The 23605-nt window shown below is 43.1% G+C and carries 28 protein-coding genes; 5 read left to right on the forward strand and 23 right to left on the reverse strand.

Annotation, left to right across the window (positions count from 1 at the left end; translation table 11 throughout):
* Nucleotides 1-9 precede the first annotated feature (9 nt).
* Nucleotides 10-516, reverse strand: coding sequence for a glucose PTS transporter subunit IIA (locus tag NST22_RS11265; protein ID WP_009967573.1), 507 nt, complete (start codon nt 514-516; stop codon nt 10-12).
* A 137-nt stretch (nt 517-653) separates the two neighbouring features.
* Between NST22_RS11265 and NST22_RS11270 the strand changes: the two genes are divergently transcribed.
* Entirely contained in the window at nt 654-1073 is a 420-nt protein-coding gene (locus NST22_RS11270) for an Hsp20/alpha crystallin family protein (protein WP_004398640.1), read from the forward strand.
* 20 nt (nt 1074-1093) lie between these two features.
* Here the strand turns inward: NST22_RS11270 and NST22_RS11275 are convergent, their stop codons facing one another.
* A complete protein-coding gene (locus NST22_RS11275; RefSeq protein WP_004398696.1) occupies nt 1094-1471 on the reverse strand; it encodes a YppG family protein in 378 nt (125 codons plus the stop codon).
* 187 nt (nt 1472-1658) lie between these two features.
* Here NST22_RS11275 and NST22_RS11280 point away from each other — a divergent pair, with 187 nt between their 5' ends.
* Nucleotides 1659-1847: a YppF family protein gene (locus NST22_RS11280; protein ID WP_003230690.1), complete on the forward strand. Its 189-nt coding sequence runs from the start codon at nt 1659-1661 to the stop codon at nt 1845-1847.
* Nucleotides 1848-1885: 38 nt separating this feature from the next.
* Here NST22_RS11280 and NST22_RS11285 read toward each other — a convergent pair whose 3' ends face one another.
* A complete protein-coding gene (locus tag NST22_RS11285) occupies nt 1886-2257 on the reverse strand; it encodes a YppE family protein (protein ID WP_003246080.1) in 372 nt (123 codons plus the stop codon).
* Nucleotides 2258-2302: 45 nt separating this feature from the next.
* Nucleotides 2303-2548, reverse strand: coding sequence for a YppD family protein (locus NST22_RS11290; RefSeq protein WP_004398488.1), 246 nt, complete (start codon nt 2546-2548; stop codon nt 2303-2305).
* A gap of 198 nt (nt 2549-2746) precedes the next feature.
* On the opposite strand from NST22_RS11290, the gene sspM reads away from it, so the two are divergent.
* The gene (gene sspM / locus NST22_RS11295; protein ID WP_003225606.1) at nt 2747-2851 is read left to right on the forward strand and encodes an acid-soluble spore protein SspM; all 105 of its coding nucleotides are present in this window, start codon (nt 2747-2749) and stop codon (nt 2849-2851) included.
* A gap of 24 nt (nt 2852-2875) precedes the next feature.
* Here sspM and NST22_RS11300 read toward each other — a convergent pair whose 3' ends face one another.
* Nucleotides 2876-3838 (reverse strand): DUF2515 domain-containing protein, encoded by a 963-nt coding sequence (locus NST22_RS11300; protein WP_004398707.1) that lies wholly within the window; start codon nt 3836-3838, stop codon nt 2876-2878.
* A gap of 40 nt (nt 3839-3878) precedes the next feature.
* Here NST22_RS11300 and recU point away from each other — a divergent pair, with 40 nt between their 5' ends.
* Nucleotides 3879-4499: a Holliday junction resolvase RecU gene (gene recU / locus NST22_RS11305; protein ID WP_004399067.1), complete on the forward strand. Its 621-nt coding sequence runs from the start codon at nt 3879-3881 to the stop codon at nt 4497-4499.
* A 21-nt stretch (nt 4500-4520) separates the two neighbouring features.
* On the forward strand, nt 4521-7265 hold the full coding sequence (locus NST22_RS11310) for a PBP1A family penicillin-binding protein (protein ID WP_004398589.1): 2745 nt from the start codon (nt 4521-4523) through the stop codon (nt 7263-7265).
* A gap of 75 nt (nt 7266-7340) precedes the next feature.
* Here the strand turns inward: NST22_RS11310 and NST22_RS11315 are convergent, their stop codons facing one another.
* The 18 genes from NST22_RS11315 to NST22_RS11400 form a co-directional block, all read right to left on the reverse strand.
* Entirely contained in the window at nt 7341-7835 is a 495-nt protein-coding gene (locus tag NST22_RS11315) for a YpoC family protein (RefSeq protein ID WP_009967579.1), read from the reverse strand.
* Nucleotides 7832-8491 (reverse strand): endonuclease III, encoded by a 660-nt coding sequence (gene nth, locus NST22_RS11320; protein WP_009967580.1) that lies wholly within the window; start codon nt 8489-8491, stop codon nt 7832-7834. Before nth ends, NST22_RS11315 begins: the two co-directional genes overlap by 4 nt.
* An 18-nt stretch (nt 8492-8509) precedes the next feature.
* On the reverse strand, nt 8510-9208 hold the full coding sequence (gene dnaD / locus NST22_RS11325) for a DNA replication protein DnaD (RefSeq protein WP_004398499.1): 699 nt from the start codon (nt 9206-9208) through the stop codon (nt 8510-8512).
* 92 nt (nt 9209-9300) lie between these two features.
* Nucleotides 9301-10593, reverse strand: coding sequence for an asparagine--tRNA ligase (gene asnS / locus NST22_RS11330; RefSeq protein WP_004398777.1), 1293 nt, complete (start codon nt 10591-10593; stop codon nt 9301-9303).
* Nucleotides 10594-10736: 143 nt separating this feature from the next.
* A complete protein-coding gene (gene aspB / locus NST22_RS11335; RefSeq protein ID WP_004398489.1) occupies nt 10737-11918 on the reverse strand; it encodes an aspartate transaminase AspB in 1182 nt (393 codons plus the stop codon).
* Nucleotides 11919-11940: 22 nt separating this feature from the next.
* Nucleotides 11941-12426 (reverse strand): cell wall elongation/penicillin-binding protein regulator TseB, encoded by a 486-nt coding sequence (tseB, locus tag NST22_RS11340; RefSeq protein ID WP_003230665.1) that lies wholly within the window; start codon nt 12424-12426, stop codon nt 11941-11943.
* Nucleotides 12427-12434: 8 nt separating this feature from the next.
* Entirely contained in the window at nt 12435-12605 is a 171-nt protein-coding gene (locus NST22_RS11345; protein WP_003225588.1) for a YpmA family protein, read from the reverse strand.
* Nucleotides 12606-12747: 142 nt separating this feature from the next.
* Nucleotides 12748-15543 (reverse strand): ATP-dependent DNA helicase DinG, encoded by a 2796-nt coding sequence (gene dinG / locus NST22_RS11350; RefSeq protein ID WP_004398920.1) that lies wholly within the window; start codon nt 15541-15543, stop codon nt 12748-12750.
* A gap of 125 nt (nt 15544-15668) precedes the next feature.
* A complete protein-coding gene (gene panD / locus NST22_RS11355) occupies nt 15669-16052 on the reverse strand; it encodes an aspartate 1-decarboxylase (protein ID WP_003225586.1) in 384 nt (127 codons plus the stop codon).
* A 1-nt stretch (nt 16053) separates the two neighbouring features.
* Nucleotides 16054-16914 (reverse strand): pantoate--beta-alanine ligase, encoded by an 861-nt coding sequence (gene panC / locus NST22_RS11360; protein ID WP_003230656.1) that lies wholly within the window; start codon nt 16912-16914, stop codon nt 16054-16056.
* A gap of 1 nt (nt 16915) precedes the next feature.
* Complete coding sequence (gene panB / locus NST22_RS11365; protein ID WP_003230652.1) at nt 16916-17749, reverse strand: 3-methyl-2-oxobutanoate hydroxymethyltransferase; 834 nt, start codon at nt 17747-17749, stop codon at nt 16916-16918.
* A gap of 245 nt (nt 17750-17994) precedes the next feature.
* On the reverse strand, nt 17995-18972 hold the full coding sequence (locus tag NST22_RS11370; RefSeq protein ID WP_003230650.1) for a bifunctional biotin--[acetyl-CoA-carboxylase] synthetase/biotin operon repressor: 978 nt from the start codon (nt 18970-18972) through the stop codon (nt 17995-17997).
* Nucleotides 18957-20150, reverse strand: a complete 1194-nt coding sequence (locus NST22_RS11375; RefSeq protein ID WP_339232908.1) for a CCA tRNA nucleotidyltransferase — start codon at nt 20148-20150, stop codon at nt 18957-18959. Before NST22_RS11375 ends, NST22_RS11370 begins: the two co-directional genes overlap by 16 nt.
* Nucleotides 20151-20154: 4 nt before the next feature.
* Nucleotides 20155-21288 carry an N-acetyl-alpha-D-glucosaminyl L-malate synthase BshA gene (gene bshA / locus NST22_RS11380; RefSeq protein WP_003230645.1) on the reverse strand — a complete coding sequence of 378 codons (1134 nt, stop codon included), beginning with the start codon at nt 21286-21288 and terminating at the stop codon, nt 20155-20157.
* The gene (gene bshB1, locus NST22_RS11385) at nt 21285-21995 is read right to left on the reverse strand and encodes a bacillithiol biosynthesis deacetylase BshB1 (RefSeq protein ID WP_003230642.1); all 711 of its coding nucleotides are present in this window, start codon (nt 21993-21995) and stop codon (nt 21285-21287) included. Before bshB1 ends, bshA begins: the two co-directional genes overlap by 4 nt.
* A complete protein-coding gene (gene mgsA / locus NST22_RS11390; protein ID WP_003230640.1) occupies nt 21988-22401 on the reverse strand; it encodes a methylglyoxal synthase in 414 nt (137 codons plus the stop codon). The genes bshB1 and mgsA overlap by 8 nt, the downstream gene beginning before the upstream one ends.
* A 15-nt stretch (nt 22402-22416) precedes the next feature.
* A complete protein-coding gene (gene dapB / locus NST22_RS11395) occupies nt 22417-23220 on the reverse strand; it encodes a 4-hydroxy-tetrahydrodipicolinate reductase (RefSeq protein ID WP_003230638.1) in 804 nt (267 codons plus the stop codon).
* A gap of 11 nt (nt 23221-23231) precedes the next feature.
* On the reverse strand, nt 23232-23567 hold the full coding sequence (locus NST22_RS11400) for a nucleotide pyrophosphohydrolase (protein ID WP_003230637.1): 336 nt from the start codon (nt 23565-23567) through the stop codon (nt 23232-23234).
* Between the last annotated feature and the right edge of the window lie 38 nt (nt 23568-23605).

The following is a 23605-nucleotide window of genomic DNA, read 5'->3' on the forward strand; positions in this document are numbered from 1 at the left end:
ACGCCCTGCTTATTTCGCTTTTATTGTAAAGAGCTTTGATTCGCCTTTACGAGCAGCCTTTTCGCCTGCCGATACCATTGATCCTACAGCCTCACCATTCATTATAACGATTGGGATGACTGTGCTGCTCGCTTTTTCTTTTATTAATTCCAAATCACATGTAATCAGCGGGTCACCGACCTTCACTTTATCCCCTTCTTTAATGTGGGCAGTAAATCCTTCTCCGTTCATATTGACTGTCTCCAGCCCGACATGAATTAACAGCTCAATTCCCGAGCGAGTCCGAATGCCAACGGCGTGTTTGGTGTGGAAAATCTGAATGACTTCACCTTCAGCGGGAGAAACGATTTCACCGCTAGAAGGTTCCACCGCTATTCCTTCTCCCATCATTTTCTGTGAAAAAACAGGGTCCGGTACATCTGACAGGTCCATTACTGTACCGTCTGCCGGAGAATAAATAACCTCTTCTGTCACCTTTTCCTGAATTTTGCCCATTCCGAATAATTTTTTCAGCAATGTATTTTCTCCCTTCTCATTCACTTCAACCGTTATCCCTTCATTCACCACTATTTAACCACACTTTCAATTTTGCTTCAATTTATAACAACATCTGGCATAGACGCATAATCTGGTTAAAAAAGGCGGTGGCGATATTGGAATTCCATGATGACAAAAAGAACGAACTGCAAAAGAAAGAAGAAATCATAACGGAGGCAATCGACACTCTTTTTCAATCCTCAGCGTTCGGCAACCTTATAAACGGATTTCAGAACCTAATCAACTCGAGTTTAAAGGATGTGCAGACGACCATACATGTCAGAGAAAGAGATACTGGGCTGTATATCGATATTACCATTCCGGCGACGTTTCGAGATGGCGAGATCGTCGTTGATGTTAAATCGAGGTATCTCCATGTAACACTCCAAGAAAAACAGAAACACCAAAATGAGGCTACCTTTACAAGCATGACAAGAACGGTTCAGCTGCCTTATGAAGTTCGCCAAGAAGATATGGAAACGTCTTGGAACGAGCAGACAATGACACTTTTCTTTCCAAAAAATAAGCATGAATGAACGATTCATTCATGCTTCTATCATTTAAAAAAGCTGGTAAATCCCTTTATTAAAGATCCGACCTGATTCATTGCACTCATTACTTGACCTGTCGTATCCATCATTTTATTAAAATCAAATTGCCCATTGGCTTTTTTGAACTGCGACATAATGCTTTGAAATTGTGAAGGCTGCTGTTGATTAGGCCTTGGGATAGGATAAGGGTTAGAAAATACAGGCGGCTGCATAGGCATAGGCTGGATCGGAGCATAAGGCTGATAATAATCCTGCTGTCCATAATGCTGCTGAGGCAGTTGTTGCTCTAAATAACCGGGTGCAGCCTGCTGATAATATCCTTGCATATGCTGAGGATAATAATAGCCCATTTGCCGAGGATAGCTTCGAGAGCTCCCGTTCATTGCGATTCCCCCCTAAACACAACATATTTCTCTTCTATATATGTATGAATGACTTCTATTGTTTGTGTCACAAGTGATGATTAGCATTTGTCAAATTGTGTCGAAAGTTTAAATTTTTTAAAAACAGAAAAAAGTCGAATCATTATGGTACCATATTTTCAATACAGATGAGAGGGGATGCACCATAATGAACGTATCATACTTAAGCAAACGTTTTGCAGAAATGAAGAAATATGAAACAGACTGTATGAATAAACTGATGGACTTTGCCAAGTTCCTCTATATTCAAGGACATCTCAGCATAACTGAGTTTCGTAACAGTATGAAGGTTCTCGAAGCAAATGGAGCAGAAAGCCCGGCATATGAGATGAATTAACGTCCGGCCCCCTATAAAAACGAAAAGAAGACAGCCTTTTACCGGCTGTCTTCTCTTGCAATTTCATCCTTTACTGCGTGCAATGTATAAAGGACTGACTCAGTGATGTCCTTGAATCGTTTTTTATGAATATGATGAACATAAGATTGAAGGACCAATTCCAGGAAATTATCCTTTACGGCCTCAATTTGCTCTTTATGCACATATTTTGGCCGGCGGACTTTTATCAATTCAAGAGCACCCTCTGCCCAGCGAGCAGCCAGTTCATCATTCTCTTCAACTGCAGGCTTTATCGTCTCAAAAAAATCATAAGAATGATTACTGTTTTTTCCTTCCTGATACCGATCAGCGCCTTTTTCAGCAACTTCAATCATTTGCTCGGTCATTTCCAGCAAAGTTTGTGATAGCAATATCTTTCACCTCAATGCCTATCGTACCAAATTTCACTCACAAATTCAGCCGATGCGGTATACCTTCTCAAACGCATACCTGTGTTCAGGCGATTGATACAGCTCATTTATACAAATATGAAGATCTATGATTTCTTCTTCGAGCACACTTAGGCGATCGTTCTCCGTTTCCCGCATCTCAGCCTCTAATGCATTTACAGAATGATTCAGGCTTTGCTCAGCTCGCGTTAATTCATCTTCTATATCAGAAAGCATACGGAGAATATCTGTCTTGCATACATAACCGGACATTCGTGTACCTCCCTTTCCTTGTCTCTCCCGGTTAACATTCTTTGCTCTCAAGGCTCTTTCCTTCCTCATGACAAAACTAGAAGCAAATCGCCAAACAAACAGGTATTCCACGAAAAGCTGAAGTTTTCGACAAAAACACCCGCAAAAATTGTATGATCCTCCTCATTAATGCAAACGATACTTGTGAGGAGGTGCCGTATGAAAACAAGACCGAAAAAAGCCGGCCAGCAAAAAAAGACTGAATCAAAGGCAATCGATTCTTTAGATAAAAAATTAGGCGGCCCGAACCGCCCTTCTACGTAAGAAGCAAGGAATTTCCTTGCTTCTTTATTTTTTCAGCCACTGCTCCACCGCAAAAAGCGCATGAAGCTGGCGCTTTTTATGTAAATACCAGTCTGTCAATTCAATCTGCTTCGGCAATTCCTCGCGCCTAAAGAACGTTTTCTTTATCTTTCCATGAAACCAATCTGTTTTCGTTCCGTCTAATGAGTGGATTAACTCAGGGTAGCATGTCCTTAGCATAGGAGATGTTCTTTTTGTAATCCCGATCATCTTTTCCATATCAAAACGGGAACCTGTGTGCGGCACTGTGTGCAAAAAGTGATAAAAAGAGGAGAACAATTCTGGCTTGAACAGCAATTGAGACAGCTGCTTTCCCAGCCTTATCCTTTCCTCCGCCTTTGAAAAGCGTTTCACTGAAATGCCGTAAAAAAACCCATTTGAGGAAGGAAAAATAACGGTGTTAAAATGAAACCAGTCACTTAAATAAAAAGGAATCGTGTCAAAAACATTCTTTTTAAACGAAGGATTTTGTATAATAGGTGTTTGGATAGTGTTTTGTTCATTTATAATGAGGGCATACATTAGCCGCTCCGTATTTCGCTCATGCCAAAAACGGGTCCATTCTTCCGACATAAATTGTGAGACGCCAAACACATGCAGCAGATGAAACAGCGGTTTCCCAACTCTTTTTGACCAGTGGTATAAAAGAAGCTGCGGATAGGCATCCGAAAAAATAAGCCAGTTCGCTCTTTCATAGGCTAAAAAGAACCATTTTTGCTGTCTCTCACGGAGTCCAAGCTGAAACAGACTGCCTTTTAAGTCAGTCATTGACCAGCCGGCATTACGAGAAACGAAAGAAGCCAAAAGCGACCATTTGATTTCCGGATGACGGTCGTAAAATGCTTTATAAGCATTTGTTCTTGAAATGTTATCCGCGTTTTTCATTTTTGTCTGCCGCTCAATCCGGCTCAGAAGCTTTCTGATGGCCTGTTGTTCTTGCACGTTCATTCACTTCCGTCATGATTAGTTTAATAAGGAGGATGAGAAAGTGATTCGGTATCCTAATGGAAAAACATTTCAGCCGAAACATTCGGTTTCATCCCAAAACAGTCAGAAAAGGGCCCCGTCTTACAGTAATCGCGGAATGACCCTCGAAGATGACTTAAACGAAACGAATAAGTATTATCTGACAAACCAAATTGCCGTTATACACAAAAAGCCGACACCTGTTCAAATTGTAAATGTCCATTATCCAAAAAGAAGTGCCGCAGTGATTAAAGAAGCTTACTTTAAACAATCATCGACAACAGACTACAATGGGATTTACAAAGGGCGGTATATTGATTTTGAGGCGAAAGAAACGAAAAACAAGACCTCTTTCCCCCTGCAGAATTTTCATGACCATCAAATCGAGCATATGAAGCAGGTAAAGGCTCAAGACGGTATTTGTTTTGTTATTATATCCGCTTTCGACCAGGTTTATTTTTTGGAAGCCGATAAGCTGTTTTATTTCTGGGACAGAAAAGAAAAAAACGGCAGAAAATCAATTCGAAAAGATGAGTTGGAAGAAACAGCTTATCCGATTTCTCTTGGATACGCACCCAGAATTGATTATATTAGTATTATTGAACAGCTTTATTTTTCGCCATCATCTGGTGCGAAAGGTTGATTAACGAAAGGTTGAGATGTTATGTCAGATCAATTTAACAGCCGTGAAGCTCGACGAAAAGCGAACAGCAAATCGAGTCCTTCACCGAAAAAAGGCAAGAAACGAAAAAAGGGCGGATTGTTTAAAAAGACCCTTTTCACTTTACTCATTCTGTTTGTTTTAGGCGTAGTCGGCGGTGCTGTTACATTTGCCGTCATGGTTTCTGATGCGCCGTCCCTTGATGAAAGCAAATTGAAGACGCCTTATTCATCAACGATTTATGATAAAAATGGAAAAGAGATCGCCGAAGTCGGCGCCGAAAAACGGACCTACGTCTCGATAGATGAAATTCCCGATGTTGTAAAAGAAGCCTTTATCGCGACAGAAGACGCTCGTTTTTATGAGCACCACGGGATTGACCCTGTCCGTATCGGCGGTGCATTAGTTGCCAACTTTAAAGACGGCTTCGGGGCTGAAGGCGGAAGTACGATCACCCAGCAGGTCGTCAAAAACTCCCTTCTTTCACATCAGAAGACGTTGAAACGGAAGGTGCAGGAAGTATGGCTTTCGATTCAGCTGGAGCGCAATTACTCTAAAGATGAAATTTTAGAAATGTATTTAAACCGGATTTATTTTTCTCCTAGAGCATACGGAATCGGAAAAGCGGCGGAAGAATTTTTCGGCGTTACTGATTTAAGCAAATTGACTGTCGAACAGGCTGCGACGCTTGCAGGAATGCCGCAGAGCCCAACAGCGTACAACCCGGTCAAAAACCCGGATAAAGCGGAAAAACGACGGAACATCGTACTCAGTCTGATGAAAAAGCAAGGATTTATTTCTGATTCTCAATATAACAAAGCGAAAAAAGTGGCAGTGAAAGACGAAGGCGTCGTGTCACAGAAGGAATATGAAAAAGCAAGTACAAACAAATACAGCGCATTTGTTGAAGAGGTTATGAAGGAAATTGATGAAAAATCTGATGTCGATCCATCTGCTGACGGATTAAAGATCTATACGACATTAGATACAAAAGCACAAGATAAACTAGATGAATTAATGGACGGAGACACCGTCGGATTTACTGAAGGCATGCAGGGCGGTGTGACGCTTCTCGATACCAAAAACGGAGAAGTCCGAGCGATTGGTGCGGGACGCAATCAGCCTGTCGGAGGCTTTAACTATGCTACTCAAACTAAGGCACAGCCTGGTTCGACCATAAAACCGATTTTGGACTACGGACCAGTTATTGAAAATAAGAAATGGTCCACATACGAACAAATTGATGACTCAGCTTATACGTATTCTAACGGAAAACCGATTCGTGATTGGGACCGCAAATATCTAGGGCCTATCTCAATGCGTTACGCTCTGGCCCAATCAAGAAATATACCTGCTTTAAAAGCATTCCAGGCAGTCGGTAAAGATACTGCTGTAGACTTTGCAAATGGACTCGGGCTTGGTTTAACAAAAGATAATGTAACAGAGGCCTATTCTATTGGCGGTTTCGGTGGGAACGATGGTGTTTCTCCTCTGACAATGGCAGGTGCATACAGCGCGTTTGGAAATAACGGAACGTATAATGAACCGCATTTTGTAAAATCTATCGAATTTAACGATGGCACGAAGCTTGACTTAACACCAAAATCAAAATCAGCCATGAGTGATTATACTGCGTTTATGATTACAGATATGCTGAAAACAGCTGTGAAGACAGGTACTGGACAGCTTGCACAAGTACCTGGTGTAGAAGTTGCAGGAAAAACAGGAACGACTAACTTTGATGATAATGAAGTCAAAAGGTACAATATCGCTAGCGGTGGCGCCCGAGATTCTTGGTTCGTTGGCTACACACCGCAATATACAGCTGCCGTCTGGACGGGAATGGGAGAAAACGAGGCTGGAAAGAAATCACTTTCAGCTGAAGAGCAAAAAGTTGCAAAGCGCATCTTCGCCCAGCTCATCGCCGATGTCGATGACGGAAGCGGATCATTTGAGAAGCCTGACAGCGTAGTGGAAGCCACCGTAGAAAAAGGTTCTAATCCGGCAAAACTGGCAGGGCCAAATACGCCAAGCGATAAGAAGCTCACAGAGTACTTTGTTAAAGGCACAGCTCCTTCTACTGTTTCTAAAACATATGAGAAAGAAGAAAAAGAGGAAACAGCTAAACTGTCTGGTTTAAACGTGAAATACGATAAAGACAATCAATCTTTAACGTTAAGCTGGAATTACGACGGAGATGCGACCTTTGCTGTTAAGCAATCTGTTGACGGCGGCAGCTACTCGGAAATTCAAAACAGCTCTGCAAAAGAGGCAGTTATTTCGGGTGTGCAGCCAGGATCTGTATACAAATTCGAAGTAACAGCCGTCAGTGATGATGGCAAAAGTACAGCTTCCACATCTTATGAGGTGCCAAAAGCTGAAGACGATGAAGATAAAAAAGACCAGCAACAAACGGATGATGAAAAACAAGATGATGAGAAGACTCAGGATGATACACAAACTGATGATTCTCAAAAAGATGACGGTCAGACGGATCAAGATCAGACAGATGATTCAACAAACGATCAAGACAAAAAACAAGACAATACGAACACCAATCCGTCCGACAACAATAACCAAGACCAATCAAACGATAATGATAACGACAACAGTAACAACCAGGATACGTCGGATGGTGATTCGAACTCTGGTAAGAATGATTCAACAGGTTCTGACACGAATAAAAATAAAACAGACACATCTAATAAAACACAAACAAACTCATCATCCATTGAAAAAACAAATTAAACAAAAAAGCCGTCACCTTTGGGGTGATGGCTTTTTTGGTACACAATAAAAAACCTCCCGTTTTAACAGGAGGTTTTATCGATTCATCGCATGATATTTATAAAAATGCTTTTTCATTTCGGTAATCAGCTCATCAAGCTGAATAAAGCAATGGTATTGGGTCGGCTTAAGAAGAATAAATTCCACTCGTTCAGCCCAATTAATCGGCTTTGCGGGATATGATTTCTCCCTCAGTTCTTGCCAATCGAGCGATTTCACCGGCTCACCTGCTGTCCAATGTAACGAAGCCAGCAAACACACAATGCCCTTTAACATTTCGTTTTGGTCACATCTCGATTTTCGTGTTTGAAAGACTGGGAGAAGTGATGCTTTGATGTCATCCCACACTTCAAATAAAAGCGGAACGTATTTCCCGCTGTCCTCCCATGGCAAATCGCCTTGTAATTCCGTGCAGAAATCAAAATACACGGGATTGGTCTGCAAGGTTTTCTTCATATCCGAGGAACTCTTCTGGCCAAGACTGCGCAAGTATTGCTCATAGGAAGCCAACACTTCTTTTGCTTGCGTCATCGTTTCACCAGTCCTTTTTTATCCCTCTTCTGCCCTTCTCTGCACAAAGAAAGCAGCGGACACTCCGCACAGCGCGGAGATTGGGCTTTACAGTGATATCTGCCGAAGAAAATAAGCCGGTGATGCGTAACGGACCAATCTTCTTTGGGAACCTTGCGCATCAGCGTCTTTTCAACTTCCAGAACCGAGTCCTTCCACCGGCAAATGCCCAATCGTTTGCTGACTCTCTCCACATGGGTATCTACGGCTATGGCCGGCACGCCAAACGCAACGGATACCACTACGTTTGCGGTCTTTCTCCCGACCCCTGGCAGTTTGACAAGCTCATCGCGGTCTCTCGGCACTTCTCCGCCGTAATCTTCAATAATCATTTTACTCAGCTTTTGAATATTTTTCGCTTTATTACGATATAAACCGATTGATTTAATATCCTGCTGAAGCTCTTCCAGCGGAACAGCCAAATAGTCTTCCGGCCGTTTATATTTTTGGAATAATGTTTTGGTCACTCTGTTTACAAGTGCATCTGTACATTGCGCAGATAAAGCAACAGCCACCACTAATTCAAAAGGATTGGAATGAACCAGTTCACACTCCGCATGAGGAAACATGTCACCTATCTTGTCTAAACAGAATTCAATTTGTTTTAGATTTAACACGATTGTCACCTTTTCACTTTATTGTTCAAGCCAATTGTAAAAAGGAACCTGCCTTTTATACTCTTTTTGCGGTTCATTCTGCTTTGCTTGTACACGCCGGAATTTTTGGCTGTGTATTTTTGCCTGCTCCACAGTTTTAAGCCCATTTTTCTTCCATTCAAACAAAATCCGGTCAATGTAGCGGAAACTGAGTTTTCCTGATAGTACAGCCTCTTTTAACGCGTGTTTGATCAGTTGTGCGTCATGCTGATCCTGGTCCTGCCAGATCGCCAGCGTTTCACACTCCAAAGGCGATAACGGTCTTGCGAACTCTTCCTCAAAAATGGTATAAAGGCTTTTTTGTTCCCCTTCTGCTTTTCTTTCCTGTGTTTGATTCTGTGCAAGCTGAATATACTCGTACAGCTTGCCCCATAAAGGCTGAAGAGAATATTTCTCAAATTTGATGCCGTTTTGATCCTCGCATTCTTCAATAAACAGAAAGCCTTTTTGAATAAACATCCGCAATCTGTTTGTACATTCTTCAACAGAAATTGACATACCTTCCTGCAGCTGATTCGGTGTAGGAAAATATGATCCTTTTTCTAAATGCATTTTAATTTTTAACAGCAGAATAAGTTCTGTTTCATTAAGCCCAAGCTGTTTATAATGCGTGAGCAGAAGATTGGGGATGGTTGATGTTCCCTGCTCCTGCATATCAATAAATTGCTGTTTTTTCATCGTCACACCTCTTACTGTAAAGGATTGTGATTGCCCCTTTACTGTAAAAAGTCTCCCTTGCAGGAGACTCTTTTTTGTTTCATTTGAATGTATTACGGATACAGACGGTTTAACAGTCTTGGGAACGGAATCGTTTCACGAACGTGAGGCGCTCCGCTGATCCAAGCTACTGTCCGCTCTAATCCAAGGCCGAAGCCGGAATGAGGAACTGATCCATATTTTCTAAGTTCAGCATACCATTTATAAGCGTCAGAATCCAGTCCATGTTCTTTAAGACGCGATTCCAAAAGTTCCATATCGTGAATCCGTTCAGACCCGCCGATGATTTCTCCATAGCCTTCCGGCGCAATCAAGTCAGCGCAAAGCACAACGTCCTCACGGTCAGAAGCCGGCTGCATATAGAACGGTTTTAAGGACGTCGGATAGCGAGTGATGAATACCGGTTTGTCATAATGTTCAGCAATCGCTGTTTCATGAGGCGCTCCGAAATCATCTCCCCACTCGATATCGTCAAAGCCTTTTTCTTTCAGAAATTCAATCGCTTCATCATACGTAATTCTTGGGAACGGGGCTTTGATTTGCTCAAGTTTTGACGTGTCTCTTCCCAATGTGTTTAGTTCAATTTTGCAATTTTTAAGAACTGATTGCACGATGAAAGAAACGTAATTTTCCTGTACTTGAAGGTTTTCTTCAAATTCTACAAACGCCATTTCCGGTTCGATCATCCAGAATTCGATTAAGTGACGCTTTGTTTTAGACTTTTCCGCTCTGAATGTCGGTCCGAAAGAGAATACTTTTCCTAAAGCCATTGCCGCAGCTTCCATGTAGAGCTGTCCGCTTTGAGACAGATATGCATCTTCATCAAAGTACTTTGTCGCAAAGAGTTCTGTTGTTCCTTCAGGTGCGCTTCCAGTCAAAATCGGCGGATCCACTTTTACGAAGCCTTCGTTATTAAAGAATTCGTAAGTCGCGCGAATGATTTCATTACGGATTTTCATGATCGCATGCTGGCGCTTTGAACGCAGCCATAAATGTCTGTGATCCATCAAAAATTCCGTTCCGTGTTCTTTTGGTGTAATTGGATAATCGGTCGCTTCGTGAATGACTTCAATATCTGTCACAGCAAGTTCATATCCAAGCGGAGAACGCTCGTCCTCTTTGACAATCCCTTTTATATAGAGCGACGTTTCCTGCGTCACTGATTTAGCTGTTTGGAAAATGCTTTCTTCCACTTCCGCTTTTACTACGACACCCTGAATAAAACCGGTACCGTCCCGAAGCTGTAAAAACGCAATTTTCCCGCTTGAACGCTTATTAGCGACCCAAGCTCCGATCGTTACTTCCTCACCTACGTGCTTGTACACTTGGTTGATTGTTGTTTTCAACATATTTCCCTCCAAAACAAGAAAGACATTCGGAAGCTCATTGCCCCGCGAACTCTTTTATCATCACTTTATTATACCCGCTCTTAACTAACCGGGTCAATGCAGATAAAAAGCGGCTTTTCTGTCAGCCGCTTTTTGATCTGTTAGCTATGTTTTTCTACAAAACGCTTGATTCTTTCAATGGCTTCTTCAAGAAGATCTAACGATGTTGCATAAGAAAGACGGACATTCTCAGGAGAGCCAAATCCGGATCCTGGAACAATCGCAACTTTTTCCTCCTCGAGAAGCGCTTTAACAAATTCATCTACATCTTTGAAACCGCAAGATTGAGCTGCCTCTTTTGCATTTGGGAACAAGTAAAAAGCACCTTCCGGCTTCACGCAGCTGAACCCTGGGATTTCTATGAGCTTTGCATAGATCGTATTTAATCTATGTTCAAATGCTTCTCTCATTTCTTCCAATGGCTCAGAAGGCCCGTTATAAGCAGCAATCGCTCCGTATTGTGCGATTGATGTCGGGTTTGACGTGCTGTGGCTTGCAAGGTTCGTCATCGCTTTAATAATGTCTTCAGAGCCTGCCGCATAACCGATTCTCCAGCCTGTCATGCTGTGGGACTTCGATACGCCGTTTATAATGACCGTTTGCTCTTTCAGTCTGTCTGACAGCTGTGCAATGGAAACATGTTTCTTTCCGCCGTATGTAAGTTTTTCATAAATTTCATCTGACACAATCAAGATATCATGTTCAAGGCACACTTCACCGAGCGCAGATAGTTCTTCTTCCGTATACATGACACCAGTCGGGTTGCTTGGAGAGTTAATAACGATTGCTTTTGTTTTTTCCGTAATTGCATTTTTCAGCTGCTCAGGCGAAATTTTGAAGTGATTTTCCTCAAGCCCTTCTACATAAACAGGCTTTCCGCCAGCGAGTTTCACCTGCTCCGGGTAGCTTACCCAGTAAGGCGTTGGAATAATAACTTCATCTTCTTCATCCAAAATCACTTGGAAAAGGGTATACAGAGCATGTTTGGCACCAGTGCAGACAATAATTTGAGACGGTTTGTATTCAATATTCTGGTCGCGTTTAAATTTCTCTGCAATGCTGTTTTTCAGTTCAGCCAAACCACCGGAAGGCGTGTATTTCGTATGGCCCTCGTTCATCGAACGCACAGCGGCATCAATAATATGCTGCGGTGTATTGAAGTCAGGCTCGCCTGCTCCTAAGCCGATGACATCATGGCCTGCGGCTTTCAGTTCTTTCGCTTTCGCTGTGATTGCCAGTGTGGTTGATGGTGTTAATGCGGATACTCTTTTTGCCAGTTTCAACTTGAACTCCCCCTAATTCGTCTTAAGGCGTGATATTTTTGAGAATCTTTCCAGTTGTAAAGTCCACATAACTTAAACTGTATTGCCCTTCTTTGTCTAAGTACGTCACTTCCCAAAGCAGGACGTTTCCTTCTCTTGCCAGATGAACCTCTTTTTGCTTTGAAACCAGCCCTTCATCCTTTATGATTTTCGCCGCTTTGTCTTCAGAGATTCCCTCTTTCGCTTCTTTTGAGAGAATTTTTGCTTTTTTATCAGCAGGAACCCAGACATATAATGCAGTGCCTTTTTTATCCGTTCCCTTTACAACATAATATTTTTCTTTTCCGACAAATGTTTCGACTTGATCAACATGGGCGAGATCGGTTTCTTTTTTAGCTTCAGCAGCTGCTGCTTCGTGCCCCTCTTCCTTTTGTGCCATGGCTGATTTATAAATGCTTGCCGAGACAAGAAGTACTGCTAAAAAAATAATACCAAAAATGACGGTAAATATTAATGCTTTTTTTCTCATCTTCTCACCTACGTACGATAAATGGTAAAAACGGCTTGGTTTTTGTTTTCTTCATCCAGCGCAAGGCCGAACATCAGATTGTCTCTTTTCAGTGTACGATTCAATGTGTCCACAATTTTATACAGATCATCAGAATGCTCTACATTAATTGTTGAAAGAATTTCGATTTTACTTTCCATTTTTTCATCCTCCAGTTTGAACAAATATTGTTAGTCATACTCCATTTCAGGACACGCCATACTAGTATCACAGAGCGGGAAATCCGCTTTTAAATAAAACACCATCCTACTCCCACACCGCAAAAGCCGCTTTATGCGGCTTTTATTCTTTTTCCCCTGCAACATAAGCTTCAAGCTCGCTGTCAGTCATTTCGGATACTGAGGTTGTCGGCAAGGCATCAAGAAACAGCCGGCCGTAACCAGCGGTTTTAATCCGTCTGTCCAATATAATAATCGTTCCCTTGTCTCCCGCAGAACGCAGCAAGCGTCCGATTCCTTGCCTGAAGGTCAGCACAGCTTCCGGTAATGACACTGTTTGAAACGGATTCTTTCCTTTTTTGCGGGCAAGCTCACATTTTGCAGCATGAAGCGGGTGATCAGGGGACCGGAATGGGAGCCTCACGATCATTACTGTCGTCAGCTCATCACCAGGGAAATCAACGCCTTCCCAAAAATGATTTGTTCCGAGCAGGATCGCCTGATTGGATGTTTTAAAAGTCTTCATCAGTTTGCCGGGACTTCCGCCTGTAATCCCTTGTGCCAAGAGCTGAATGCCGGAAGCACTCATGTTATGCTTAAGCTCCTGGTGAACCTTTTTCAGCATATCATGGGATGTAAACAGCACAAGGATTTTAGGCTGTTTTTCCTTTGCCATCAGTTCGATATAACGGGCTGTATCCTGTATAAATTCAGGTTGCCCTGTATCCTGAATTGATTTCATTTCTTTTGGAATCATCACCTGCATACGCTCATCGTAAGAAAAGGGTGACTCAATTCTCATTGTCCGCGGGAAAAAGTCACTCAGTCCCAGTCGTTCAATCATAAATTGAAAAGAACCTTCGACTGTAAGAGTTGCAGATGTCAGCACCACACTATTTTTGCGCGCGAAAAACTGATCAGCCAGAAGTTCACCAGGTTCAAGAGGCTGTGCGTAAATGGCCACTGCATTTTTCGCACCCTTTGCATCTATTTCAATCCAAACCGCTTCATCGTCATCAGAGCCAAAGAAGAGCTTCTGCAACGTCTGACAGTAATGCTGCAAGCCTTTCATGCTTCTTTGGTATTCATCGGCTAAAAAGACGGTTTTGCTCTTCATGCCCTTCAAATGTTTTTCCATAAGGGATGACTGCGCCTCAAAAAGCTGCTGCAAATGTGTCAGCATGGAACAAAGCCTCTCCGCACCATCTGTTAAGATCGACCAGCTTTTATCCTGGCTTTCTTTGTTCACCTTAAACACTAGACGGTTTAAGTCTTCTTTAGGTTTTCTTCGTTTGACAAAAGAATGTACAGAGCTAAAGAAAGCATCACTTTCTGCTTGAACGTGCTGAAGCCACTCTTCCAATTCGAAAAATGAATCAACCGGCAGGCTGTTTCGCTGGAATAGCTGTCTCATCTTTTTTAGAAGTCCCTGCTCCTTCAGAGTGCCGATTCTGCTCAATTTCGTATGCAATTCTATGTACGTGGCTCTTTTCCCTAAATGTTCGCTTGCCGCACGTTCAAAATGGTGTGCTTCATCAATAATAAATGTGCCGCTTTCGGGAAGCCTTTTTTTATGGCTGCCTTCATCGGTCAGCAAAAGAGAATGATTGGTGATCACCAAATCGGAACGCATAGCAATCTGTTTGGCCCGCTCGTAAAAACCGATCACATGCTCACTGCGACTTCTTTTATAGGAGTCATCGTCATAAGCCAATCTGTCCCACAGCAATTTTCCGCCTGAAGGCAAATTCAGTTCCGCTACATCTCCTGTATTTGTCTCTGTCAGCCAAACAAGAAGCTGTGCCTTTGTCAGTACGGCATCATAATTATCATCTTCTTCATGAAGCACCTGCTCAAATTTATACAGGCATAAATAATGCGATTGCCCTTTTAAAATCGCCGCTGTTACCGGAAATGGAAACAGATCTTGGACAATCGGCAAATCCTTTGTGAGAATCTGCTGCTGTAAAAGCGTCGAATACGTGCTGATTATGACCGGCTTTTTTGATTTCTTGGCAAAAAGCGCAGCCGGAATAAGATAGCCAATCGTTTTTCCGATGCCTGGAGGAGCTTCAATCAGCGCATGCTCACGATTGGCAAACGCATCAGCCACCTCTCTCATCATCATCATTTGGCCGTCTCTTTTTTCATACCCAGGCATTAACTCTGACAGCGCTTTTTCATTTCCCGCTTCCCAGCTTTCGATCTCAAATGAGAAGTTCTCGTCCTCATTTATACGAACATCGATAGCTTCAGGTTCTCTGACAGAAAACGAAGAAAAGCGCGTATAGCCCGGTATCTCGGTATGTCTGTTTTCATTAATGAACATATCCAACAAATGCGTCAGATCACTGATGAAATGCTGCGAAAGCCTTCTTAACTGCTTTAATGTCGGATAAGGAAGCTGCCGCAGCTTTTCAAGGATTTCCAAAAAAATAAGCCCTGTCACTTCAGCATCGCTGTCAGCCCGGTGCGGCTGATCATGCCGCAGCTGAAGCTCCTCGCTTAATTCCGTCAGCTTATACCCTTCAAATCCCGGAAAAACAATGCGTGAGAGCTCGACAGTATCAAGCACTTCACAATCTGGGAGCTGAAAGCCCGCCTTATGTAGCTCATACTTGACAAATCCAAGGTCAAAATGGATATTGTGGGCGACAAAATAAGCGCCGTCAAGCAATTGGAATACTTCTTCAGCAACTGCTTCAAATGGCTGTTCATTCTCGACCATTTGATTAGAGATTCCAGTAAGCTGCTCAATAAAAGCAGGGATTGATTTATTTGGATTAATGTATTTTGAAAACCGCTCAGTAATTTGTCCATTTTCGATTACAACCGCTGCGATTTGTATGATTTTATCGCCTTTCTTCGGCGAATTCCCTGTTGTCTCTACATCTATAACAACGAACCGTTGCTTATTCATTAAAATGGACACCTCAATTCTTGCATACGACAAAAGTGTAACACGTTTTGTACGGAAATGGAGCGGCAAAACCGTTTTACTCTCAAAATCTTAAAAGAAAACCCCCGATAAAGGGGGCTTTTCTTCTACAAAATTGTACGGGCTGGTTCGTTCCCCAGCATTTGTTCAATTTTGTTTTGATCATTCAGAACAGCCACTTTCGGCTCATGGCTTGCCGCTTCTTGATCAGACATCATTTTGTAGGAAATAATAATGACCTTATCTCCTTCCTGCACAAGGCGTGCGGCTGCACCGTTTAAGCATATGACGCCGCTTCCCCGTTTACCAGGAATAATATACGTTTCAAGACGTGCTCCATTATTATTATTCACAATTTGTACTTTTTCATTAGGAAGCATTCCCACAGCATCAATGAGATCTTCATCAATTGTAATGCTTCCCACATAGTTCAGGTTTGCTTCCGTAACAGTTGCCCTGTGAAGTTTGCCGCTCATCATTGTTCGATACATATTATATTCTCTCCATTTCTCGAATATCAATAATGATATTATCTATTAAACGCGCTTTTGAAAAAGCAACTGCAACAGCGAGAATCATCTTTCCAGCAATTTCATTCACAGGCTCGAGTTCCGGATAGGAATAAAGCTCTACATAGTCTATGGTTCCGCTAGTCGTTTCAATGATATCTTTTGCAGCTTTTATCACCGCTTCAGGATCTCTTTCACCGGCTTGGACAAGTTCCGCACTTGTTTGAAGGGCCCGATACAGCTTAGGCGCTTCTTTTCTTTCCTCAGCTGTTAAGTATACATTGCGAGAGCTTTTGGCTAAGCCGTCTTCCTCTCTGACCGTATCGACAGGAACCAATTCAATATCCATGAAGAAGTCGCTGATTAACCCATCAACAACAGCTACCTGCTGCGCATCTTTTAAACCGAAATAGGCACGAGTCGGCTTGACTAGATTGAAAAGCTTCGTCAGTACGATCGCGACCCCGTCAAAATGTCCTTCTCTTGAGCGCCCGCATAACACGTCTGTGCGTCTTTCTACATGAATCGTGACATTCTTTTCACCGGGATACATATCATGAGCATCTGGCGTAAAAAGAATATCGACTCCGGCGTTTTCTGCAAGAGCTGCATCCCGCTCAATATCGCGCGGATATGCTTCAAAATCTTCATTAGGGCCGAATTGTGCAGGATTCACAAAAATACTCATAATAACGGCGTCGTTTTCTTGTCTTGCTTTGTCTGCTAAGGTTAAATGCCCCTCATGCAGAAACCCCATCGTCGGAACAAATCCGATTGACTTGCCCTCTGAATGGTATTGTTTTATGGCTTCTTTCAGCTGTGAAATATCAGTAATCTGTCTCATCTTATTTTCCCCCGTACAAGCCGTCAAGCACTGTCTGGTTCATTTGAAAGGAATGCTTTTGTTCAGGGAAAGCACGATGTCTTACATCCTGAACATATCCGCTGATTGCTGTTTCGATGGTTTCATCAATGCGCGTATATTGCTTTACAAATTTAGGTGTTCTCTCAACACCGTGGCCGATAATATCATGATAAACGAGAACTTGTCCGTCCGCTTTCACACCAGCCCCGATTCCAATGACCGGTATGCTTAGCGTCTCGGCAATTTTGGCTGTGAGTTCTGCCGGCACACATTCCAGCACAAGCATCATAGCTCCTGCTTCTTCGCATTTTATACTGTCTTCTATTAATTTTTTGGCGCTTTGTTCGTCTTTGCCCTGTACTTTATAGCCGCCCAGTACGCCGACTGACTGCGGTGTCAAACCTAAGTGACTGACTACTGGAATGCCTCCAAGCGTCAATGCGCGAATGGATTCAAACACGCCTTCTCCGCCCTCAAGCTTCAGTGCGTCAGCTCCGCTTTCCTGAACGATAGCCGCTGCATTTTTCAGCGTATCTTCCTTAGACAGGTGATAAGACATAAACGGCATATCTGTCACAATAAAGGTATTCGGCGCACCCCTTTTAACGGCTTTTGTATGATGGATCATGTCCGCAACTGTCACACCGACAGTTGAATCAAGGCCGAGGACGACCATTCCAAGTGAATCACCGACTAAAATCATGTCAACTCCCGCTTGTTCAGCAAGTTTAGCTGCCGGATAATCATAAGCGGTCAGCATGACAATCGGTTCTTCAGACTCCTTCATTTTTAGAAAATCCAGTTTTGTTTTCATGTTTTCTCCTCCTCATGTTTAGAGGAGATGATCTGCCGTTTTCTTCTGCAAGCCAAAAAACCTTCCGTTACAACGAGAAGGATTCTTCACTTTCTAAAGTTCGGCGAGTTTCATCCCTCTGTCCCAGTCCTTTTTTGGATCAAGGCAGACTGCTGCAATGTCTATCTATTTTAATAATAGGTGCAGTTCGCAGGCGATACTGCCCAATGGAAGTATACCAAAATCAACGGGCTTGTACCAACACATTAGCCCAATTCGATATCGGCAGAATAGATTTTTTTAATGCCTTCGTTCGTTTCTAAAAGCAGAACGCCTTCATCATCTATACCTAACGCCTTACCGTAAAAGGTTCCGTTTAACGTTCTGGCTCTCATATTAGTGCCAATACCGAGCGCATAGCTTTCCCATAAAAGCTTAATCGGCGTAAATCCGTGCGTCATATAATCCCGGTACCGTTTCTCAAAGCATAGTAAAATATGCTGGATGACGCCGGCCCGATCAATTTTTTCCCCAGCAGCTTGGCTGAGGCTTGTCGCGATGTCCTTCAATTCATCTGGAAAATCATTAGGCTGCTGGTTAACGTTAATGCCGATCCCAATGATCACTGAACGTACGCGGTCTTCTTCAGCCTGCATTTCCGTTAGGATACCGACTGTTTTTTTTCCGTTAATCAAAATATCATTTGGCCATTTAATATCCGTTTGGATGCCTGCTGCCTCTTCTATTCCCTGCACAACAGCTACTGCAGCAAGCAGAGTCAGCTGCGGTGTTTTTTGGAGCGGAATGTCAGGCCGCAAAATCAGGCTCATCCAAACACCGTTTCCTTCTTGAGAATGCCATACCCTAGACATTCGGCCCCTTCCGGCTGTTTGTTTGTCAGCCACCACAAGGGTGCCTTCCGGTGCGTTATTATTCGCGAGCTCATGAGCCGTTTTTTGCGTGCTTGAAAGAACGTCATGGTAAATAAGATGCTGGCCCATCACTTCCGTTTTTAATCCAAAACGAATTTCGCTTTCACTGAGTTTTCCGGGTTTTTTGATGAGCCGATATCCTTTTCTTCTAACGGCTTCTACTTCATAACCCTCTTTCCGAAGCTCTTCAATATGCTTCCACACAGCAGTTCTTGAACAGCCGAGAGCATCACTGATTTTTTGGCCGGAAATAAATTCATTGCCGGCCTGAGAAAATAATTCAATAAGGTCTTTTCTTAATGTTGACCGCATGTCTTCAGCCACTCCTCTATGTGTTTCTTTTGATTGGAGAGCTTCCCTGTCACAACAGCCTGCTCGATCCACTGTAATTCTTCTGACACCCATTTTCCGGCCGGCCGGTTTCGAAGCGCAAGCAAGTCCTTACCCGTGATATCAAGATCCTTAAGGCTTTTGATCGGCAGGTTTTGATAAGCGTACTGAATGTCCTTCAGTTTCTTTTCATCCAGTTTTTCGTTTTGCCGAAGCTGCGATATTTTGGCCGCTGAGAGCAGTGCTTTTTTCCCAGCTCTGTACATTGTCATTGCGTCAAGGCTCTGGCCAAACGTATCGACAATGTGAATGGCTTCCTTGATCACTTTTCCCGGGAGCTTCCAGGCTTTCAGGAAAAGGGGCGCGTCTTTCAAAACTATGCCAAGGTTAATTAAAAGAGCAGCCCAAAGCTCCTCACGGGATGTTAAAGAGAAGAATGGAAACTCACTCGTTGAAATCAGGTTTTCTCGTTTATGATAAAAACCAGGAAGCTCTTCATACAATCTCGTTTGAATGAGTGTTTGAAGCGCCTGGCGAGAAGCTCTTCCCTGCAGCAATTTCTCAAACTCTATAGTTTTTCGTTCGACTGAAACATGGGAGAGGAGTGATTTTTCTTTCGCAATGGCTTCTTCTGTTTCCGGTGAAAGCGTAAAGCCAAGCTGGCTCATAAAGCGTACGGCTCTCAGCATACGAAGCGCATCCTCTTGAAATCTATCCTCAGGCTTTCCAACGGTTCGAATCACTTTCTGATCAATATCTTTCTTGCCGCCAAAATAATCAAGCACCTTCCCGTCCGCTGTCATGGCCATCGCATTGATCGTTAAATCTCTGCGTTTTAGATCCTCTTCTAATGATGAGATAAATTGCACTTCTGACGGTCTTCTGAAATCAACATAATCAGATTCAGTCCGGAATGTCGTGACTTCATAGGTTTCATCCTCCCAGAGCACAATAATGGTCCCGTGCTCTTTGCCTACATCAACAGTCCGCTGAAACAGCCGTTCTACTTGATCAGGTGCCGCATCTGTCGCGATATCGACATCTCCGATCGTTCGTTTCATATAGCTGTCACGAACTGCGCCCCCGACAAAATAAGCCTGATGGCCCGCTTCGATTAAGATGCGGAGCACGGGAAGTGCTTTGATAAAAACTTTTTCCATGTGATCACTCCGGTTCTGCTAAATCGGCATAAATCTGTTCATACTGGCTGACAATTTTTTTAGAAGAAAATTCATTTTCAAGCATCTCTATTGCCGCCTTTGTAAAACGATTGCTTAGCTGTTCATCTTCTAAAATGCTCATCGCGCGGGCTGTTGCGGCCGTAACATCACCGACATCCACCAAAAATCCGCTCACATTGTTTTTTATAACCTCAGGGATACCGCCAATGTTTGTTCCAATACAAGGCACTCCGCAAGCCATCGCTTCAAGCAGGACAAGGCCAAAGCTTTCTTTTTCAGATAGCAGCAGCTTCAAATCGCTAATAGAATAAAGATCTTCAACACGGTCTTGATTTCCAAGCATTAAGACTTGGTCTTCCAAGCCATATTTTCTGATAAGCTCGCAGGCTGTCGATTTCTCCGGACCGTCTCCGACTAAAAGCAGCTTCGCTTTCGTTTTGCCAGCGATATTGCGGAACACACGGATGACATCCTGCACGCGTTTAACTTTTCTGAAGTTGGACACATGGATGACGACTTTTTCATCTGGTAAAATTCCATGTTTCTCTTTAATTGCCGCTGTGTTTTTCTTCAGATACACGCGCTCGTCTATAAAGTTATAAATCGTTTCAATTTTTTTCTCCGGTTTAATTAAATCGTATGTTTCAGCCGCAAGCGCTGAGGAGACGGCCGTCACCCTGTCTGATGACTCAATAGCAAAACGGATCAGATCTTTTAGAGACGGATCATAACCTAACACCGTGATATCCGTGCCATGCAAAGTGGTAACAATGCCGATATTGCGTTTCAGCATTTGTTTTGCAAGATAGGCGCAAACGGCATGCGGGAGAGCATAGTGAGCATGGATAATGTCTAAATTCTCCCGTTCCGCCACCTCAGCGATTTTGCTTGCCAATGTCAAATCATACGGAGGATACTTAAAAACAGCATATTGATTAACCTCAACTTCATGAAAATGAATATTGGGATGATATGTATTCAGTCTAAACGGAATGCTTGATGTGATGAAATGGATTTCATGTCCCTTTTCAGCAAGCTGCTTCCCCAGTTCTGTCGCAATGATACCTGAGCCTCCAACGCTCGGATAGCATGTGATTCCTATTTTTAGTTTTCTCATTGTTCGCCCCCAAGCACATCATGATCAAGCATCAGCATCCGTTTGGAAAAGAAACCTTCGGCATACTCCACGCCCGCTTCTTTACCGTAAAGCTTTTCTCTCGCTTCAACGATTTCAATATACCCATTCGTCAGAGGAGTAGAAACGGAATCCTTTGACGGGATAAACTGGCTTTTGTAGGCGTTGAGGCTTTGTTTCTTTGCCTCTATTGTATCCGAGATATCAATAACAAAATCCGGCTGATGAAAACCATTTATCATATAATAGTAAACCTTGCTGACTTTATGCGCCGGAAGGCTTTTTTCGTCTTTATATTTATGGATTCCGGCGGAAAAGATCGCTTCTTCCACCAGTGCAGCCGCATTGCCGTGATCCGGATGGCGATCCTTTTTATACGGCATAAAAACCGCTTTTGGCCGACAGATTCTGATGACAGTGACAATTGACCGAATTGCCTGATCACTCATTATTAGGCCGCGGTCTGGAAGCGTTAGCTGAATTCTTTTATCTGCGCCTAATATGCGGGCTGCTTCAGCTGCTTCTTCTTTACGCAAACTGACCGTACCGTTAGAAGAGAGTTCCGCTTCTGTCAAATCGCATATCATTACTTTTTTTTCCTGTTTGACAAACTTCGCTATTGTGCCGCCCATTCCGATCTCGACATCATCACTGTGGGCGCCAAAAGCAAGAACGTCAGCATTATACATTCGGCTCTTCTCCCCGAAGAAGGTCACGGAATTCGAAAACACCTTCATCAAGTGTGCGCACAAGAATTTCCGCAGTACCCATATTTGTGGCGAGCGGAATGGAATACACATCACATAAACGGATTAATGCCGAGACATCCGGTTCATGCGGCTGCGCGGTCAGCGGGTCGCGCAAAAAAATGACAAGATCGAGTGCATTGGCAGCGATCAGTGCACCGATTTGCTGGTCTCCCCCTAAAGGGCCGGATTGAAAACGTTCAATTTGAAGACCTGTCGCCTCATGAATTTTCAACCCTGTGGTTCCGGTTGCGTATAGATCATGATTCTTTAAAATATCCCGATAGGCAGTCGTAAATTGAACCATATCCTGTTTTTTCTTGTCATGCGCGATCAAAGCAATTTTCATTGTTTATCCCCCCGTCTAATCAATGATATTTTCTAAACCATACACAAGCTGATCAATCTTCATGACTTGTTCGACTGACAGTTTAACGCCTGACATGAAAGAAGCACGGTTATAAGAATCATGGCGTATCTGAAGCGTTTGGCCATCCATGCCGAACATGACCTCCTGATGCGCGATCAGTCCCGGAAGACGGACGCTGTGCAAGCGAATACCGTTTTGCTCCGCTCCTCTTGCTCCTGGGAGAATTTCTTTTTCATCCGGATGTCCTTGCTGCTTTTCTTTACGGACTTCTGAAATCATTTCCGCTGTTTTAAGCGCAGTTCCGCTTGGTGCGTCAAGCTTCTGGTCATGATGAAGCTCAATAATCTCAACATCCTCAAAATAGTTGGCAGCCATTTTTGAAAATTTCATCATCAGTATCGCACCGAGCGCAAAATTTGGCGCGATGATGGCTCCGATCCCTTTTTCTTCTGTTAAAGATGTGAGCTCTTTTAAATCAGCTTCTGAGAAACCGGTTGTTCCGACAACTGGACGGACTCCGTGCTCTAATGCAATTTTTGTATGTACTTTTCCGATTTCGGGCGTTGTTAAATCAATCAAGACATCCGGTTGTGTTTCTGTAAAACAGGCATGGATATCTGTGTAAATGAAAGCATCTGACTCAACAGGCATCACATCAGATAATTTTTGCTGATCGTATGTATGGTCTATGGCCCCTACAAGGTCAAAATGTGGTGTTCGTTCTGCCAATTTAACAGCTTCCTGCCCCATTCTTCCACGCGGTCCCGCAATGACTACTTTAATTGTTTCGTTTGACATCTTGATCTCCTCTACTTTCCTTCTTCTTTTCTGGTCCAGCGATCTTTATCTCTTGTATTAAATTTATGCATGACTCGGTCGTGGGCTTCCTCTAAAGAGATATCAAGAGAGTTGGCTAAACAAACCAATACAAATAGCACATCGCCCATTTCCTCTTCCATGCTTTTATCATCTTCAGTCGCTTTTTTTGGTTTTTCTCCATAACGGTGATTCACTTCTCTGGCAAGCTCGCCCAGTTCTTCAGTCAGCCTCGCCATCATGGCCAGCGGGCTGAAATATCCTTCTTTAAATTGGCCGATGTAACGGTCTACTTCAGCCTGTATGTCTTGCATTGTTTTATCACTCACTGAACGAAACCTCCTATCATCCTCTTACATGTTAGCTA

The sequence above is a fragment of the Bacillus sp. PS237 genome (genome assembly GCF_037963345.1).
Taxonomy (GTDB): Bacteria; Bacillota; Bacilli; order Bacillales; family Bacillaceae; genus Bacillus; species Bacillus subtilis.

Coding starts and splice junctions, on each gene's coding strand:
- NST22_RS11345 (WP_003225588.1), bottom strand. CDS start 12,605: ATGGAAAGTAAAATCGAAATTCTTTCAACAATTAATGTAGAGCATTCT.
- tseB (WP_003230665.1), bottom strand. CDS start 12,426: ATGAGAAAAAAAGCATTAATATTTACCGTCATTTTTGGTATTATTTTT.
- NST22_RS11310 (WP_004398589.1), top strand. CDS start 4,521: ATGTCAGATCAATTTAACAGCCGTGAAGCTCGACGAAAAGCGAACAGC.
- panB (WP_003230652.1), bottom strand. CDS start 17,749: ATGAAAACAAAACTGGATTTTCTAAAAATGAAGGAGTCTGAAGAACCG.
- sspM (WP_003225606.1), top strand. CDS start 2,747: ATGAAAACAAGACCGAAAAAAGCCGGCCAGCAAAAAAAGACTGAATCA.
- bshB1 (WP_003230642.1), bottom strand. CDS start 21,995: ATGTATAATGCTGACGTTCTTGCTTTTGGCGCCCACAGTGATGATGTC.
- panC (WP_003230656.1), bottom strand. CDS start 16,914: ATGAGACAGATTACTGATATTTCACAGCTGAAAGAAGCCATAAAACAA.
- NST22_RS11275 (WP_004398696.1), bottom strand. CDS start 1,471: ATGAACGGGAGCTCTCGAAGCTATCCTCGGCAAATGGGCTATTATTAT.
- NST22_RS11280 (WP_003230690.1), top strand. CDS start 1,659: ATGAACGTATCATACTTAAGCAAACGTTTTGCAGAAATGAAGAAATAT.
- mgsA (WP_003230640.1), bottom strand. CDS start 22,401: ATGAAAATTGCTTTGATCGCGCATGACAAGAAAAAACAGGATATGGTT.
- dapB (WP_003230638.1), bottom strand. CDS start 23,220: ATGTCAAACGAAACAATTAAAGTAGTCATTGCGGGACCGCGTGGAAGA.
- panD (WP_003225586.1), bottom strand. CDS start 16,052: ATGTATCGAACAATGATGAGCGGCAAACTTCACAGGGCAACTGTTACG.
- bshA (WP_003230645.1), bottom strand. CDS start 21,288: ATGAGAAAACTAAAAATAGGAATCACATGCTATCCGAGCGTTGGAGGC.
- NST22_RS11300 (WP_004398707.1), bottom strand. CDS start 3,838: ATGAACGTGCAAGAACAACAGGCCATCAGAAAGCTTCTGAGCCGGATT.
- dinG (WP_004398920.1), bottom strand. CDS start 15,543: ATGAATAAGCAACGGTTCGTTGTTATAGATGTAGAGACAACAGGGAAT.
- dnaD (WP_004398499.1), bottom strand. CDS start 9,208: ATGAAAAAACAGCAATTTATTGATATGCAGGAGCAGGGAACATCAACC.
- NST22_RS11315 (WP_009967579.1), bottom strand. CDS start 7,835: ATGACGCAAGCAAAAGAAGTGTTGGCTTCCTATGAGCAATACTTGCGC.
- NST22_RS11290 (WP_004398488.1), bottom strand. CDS start 2,548: ATGTCCGGTTATGTATGCAAGACAGATATTCTCCGTATGCTTTCTGAT.
- NST22_RS11370 (WP_003230650.1), bottom strand. CDS start 18,972: ATGCGGTCAACATTAAGAAAAGACCTTATTGAATTATTTTCTCAGGCC.
- NST22_RS11375 (WP_339232908.1), bottom strand. CDS start 20,150: ATGGAAAAAGTTTTTATCAAAGCACTTCCCGTGCTCCGCATCTTAATC.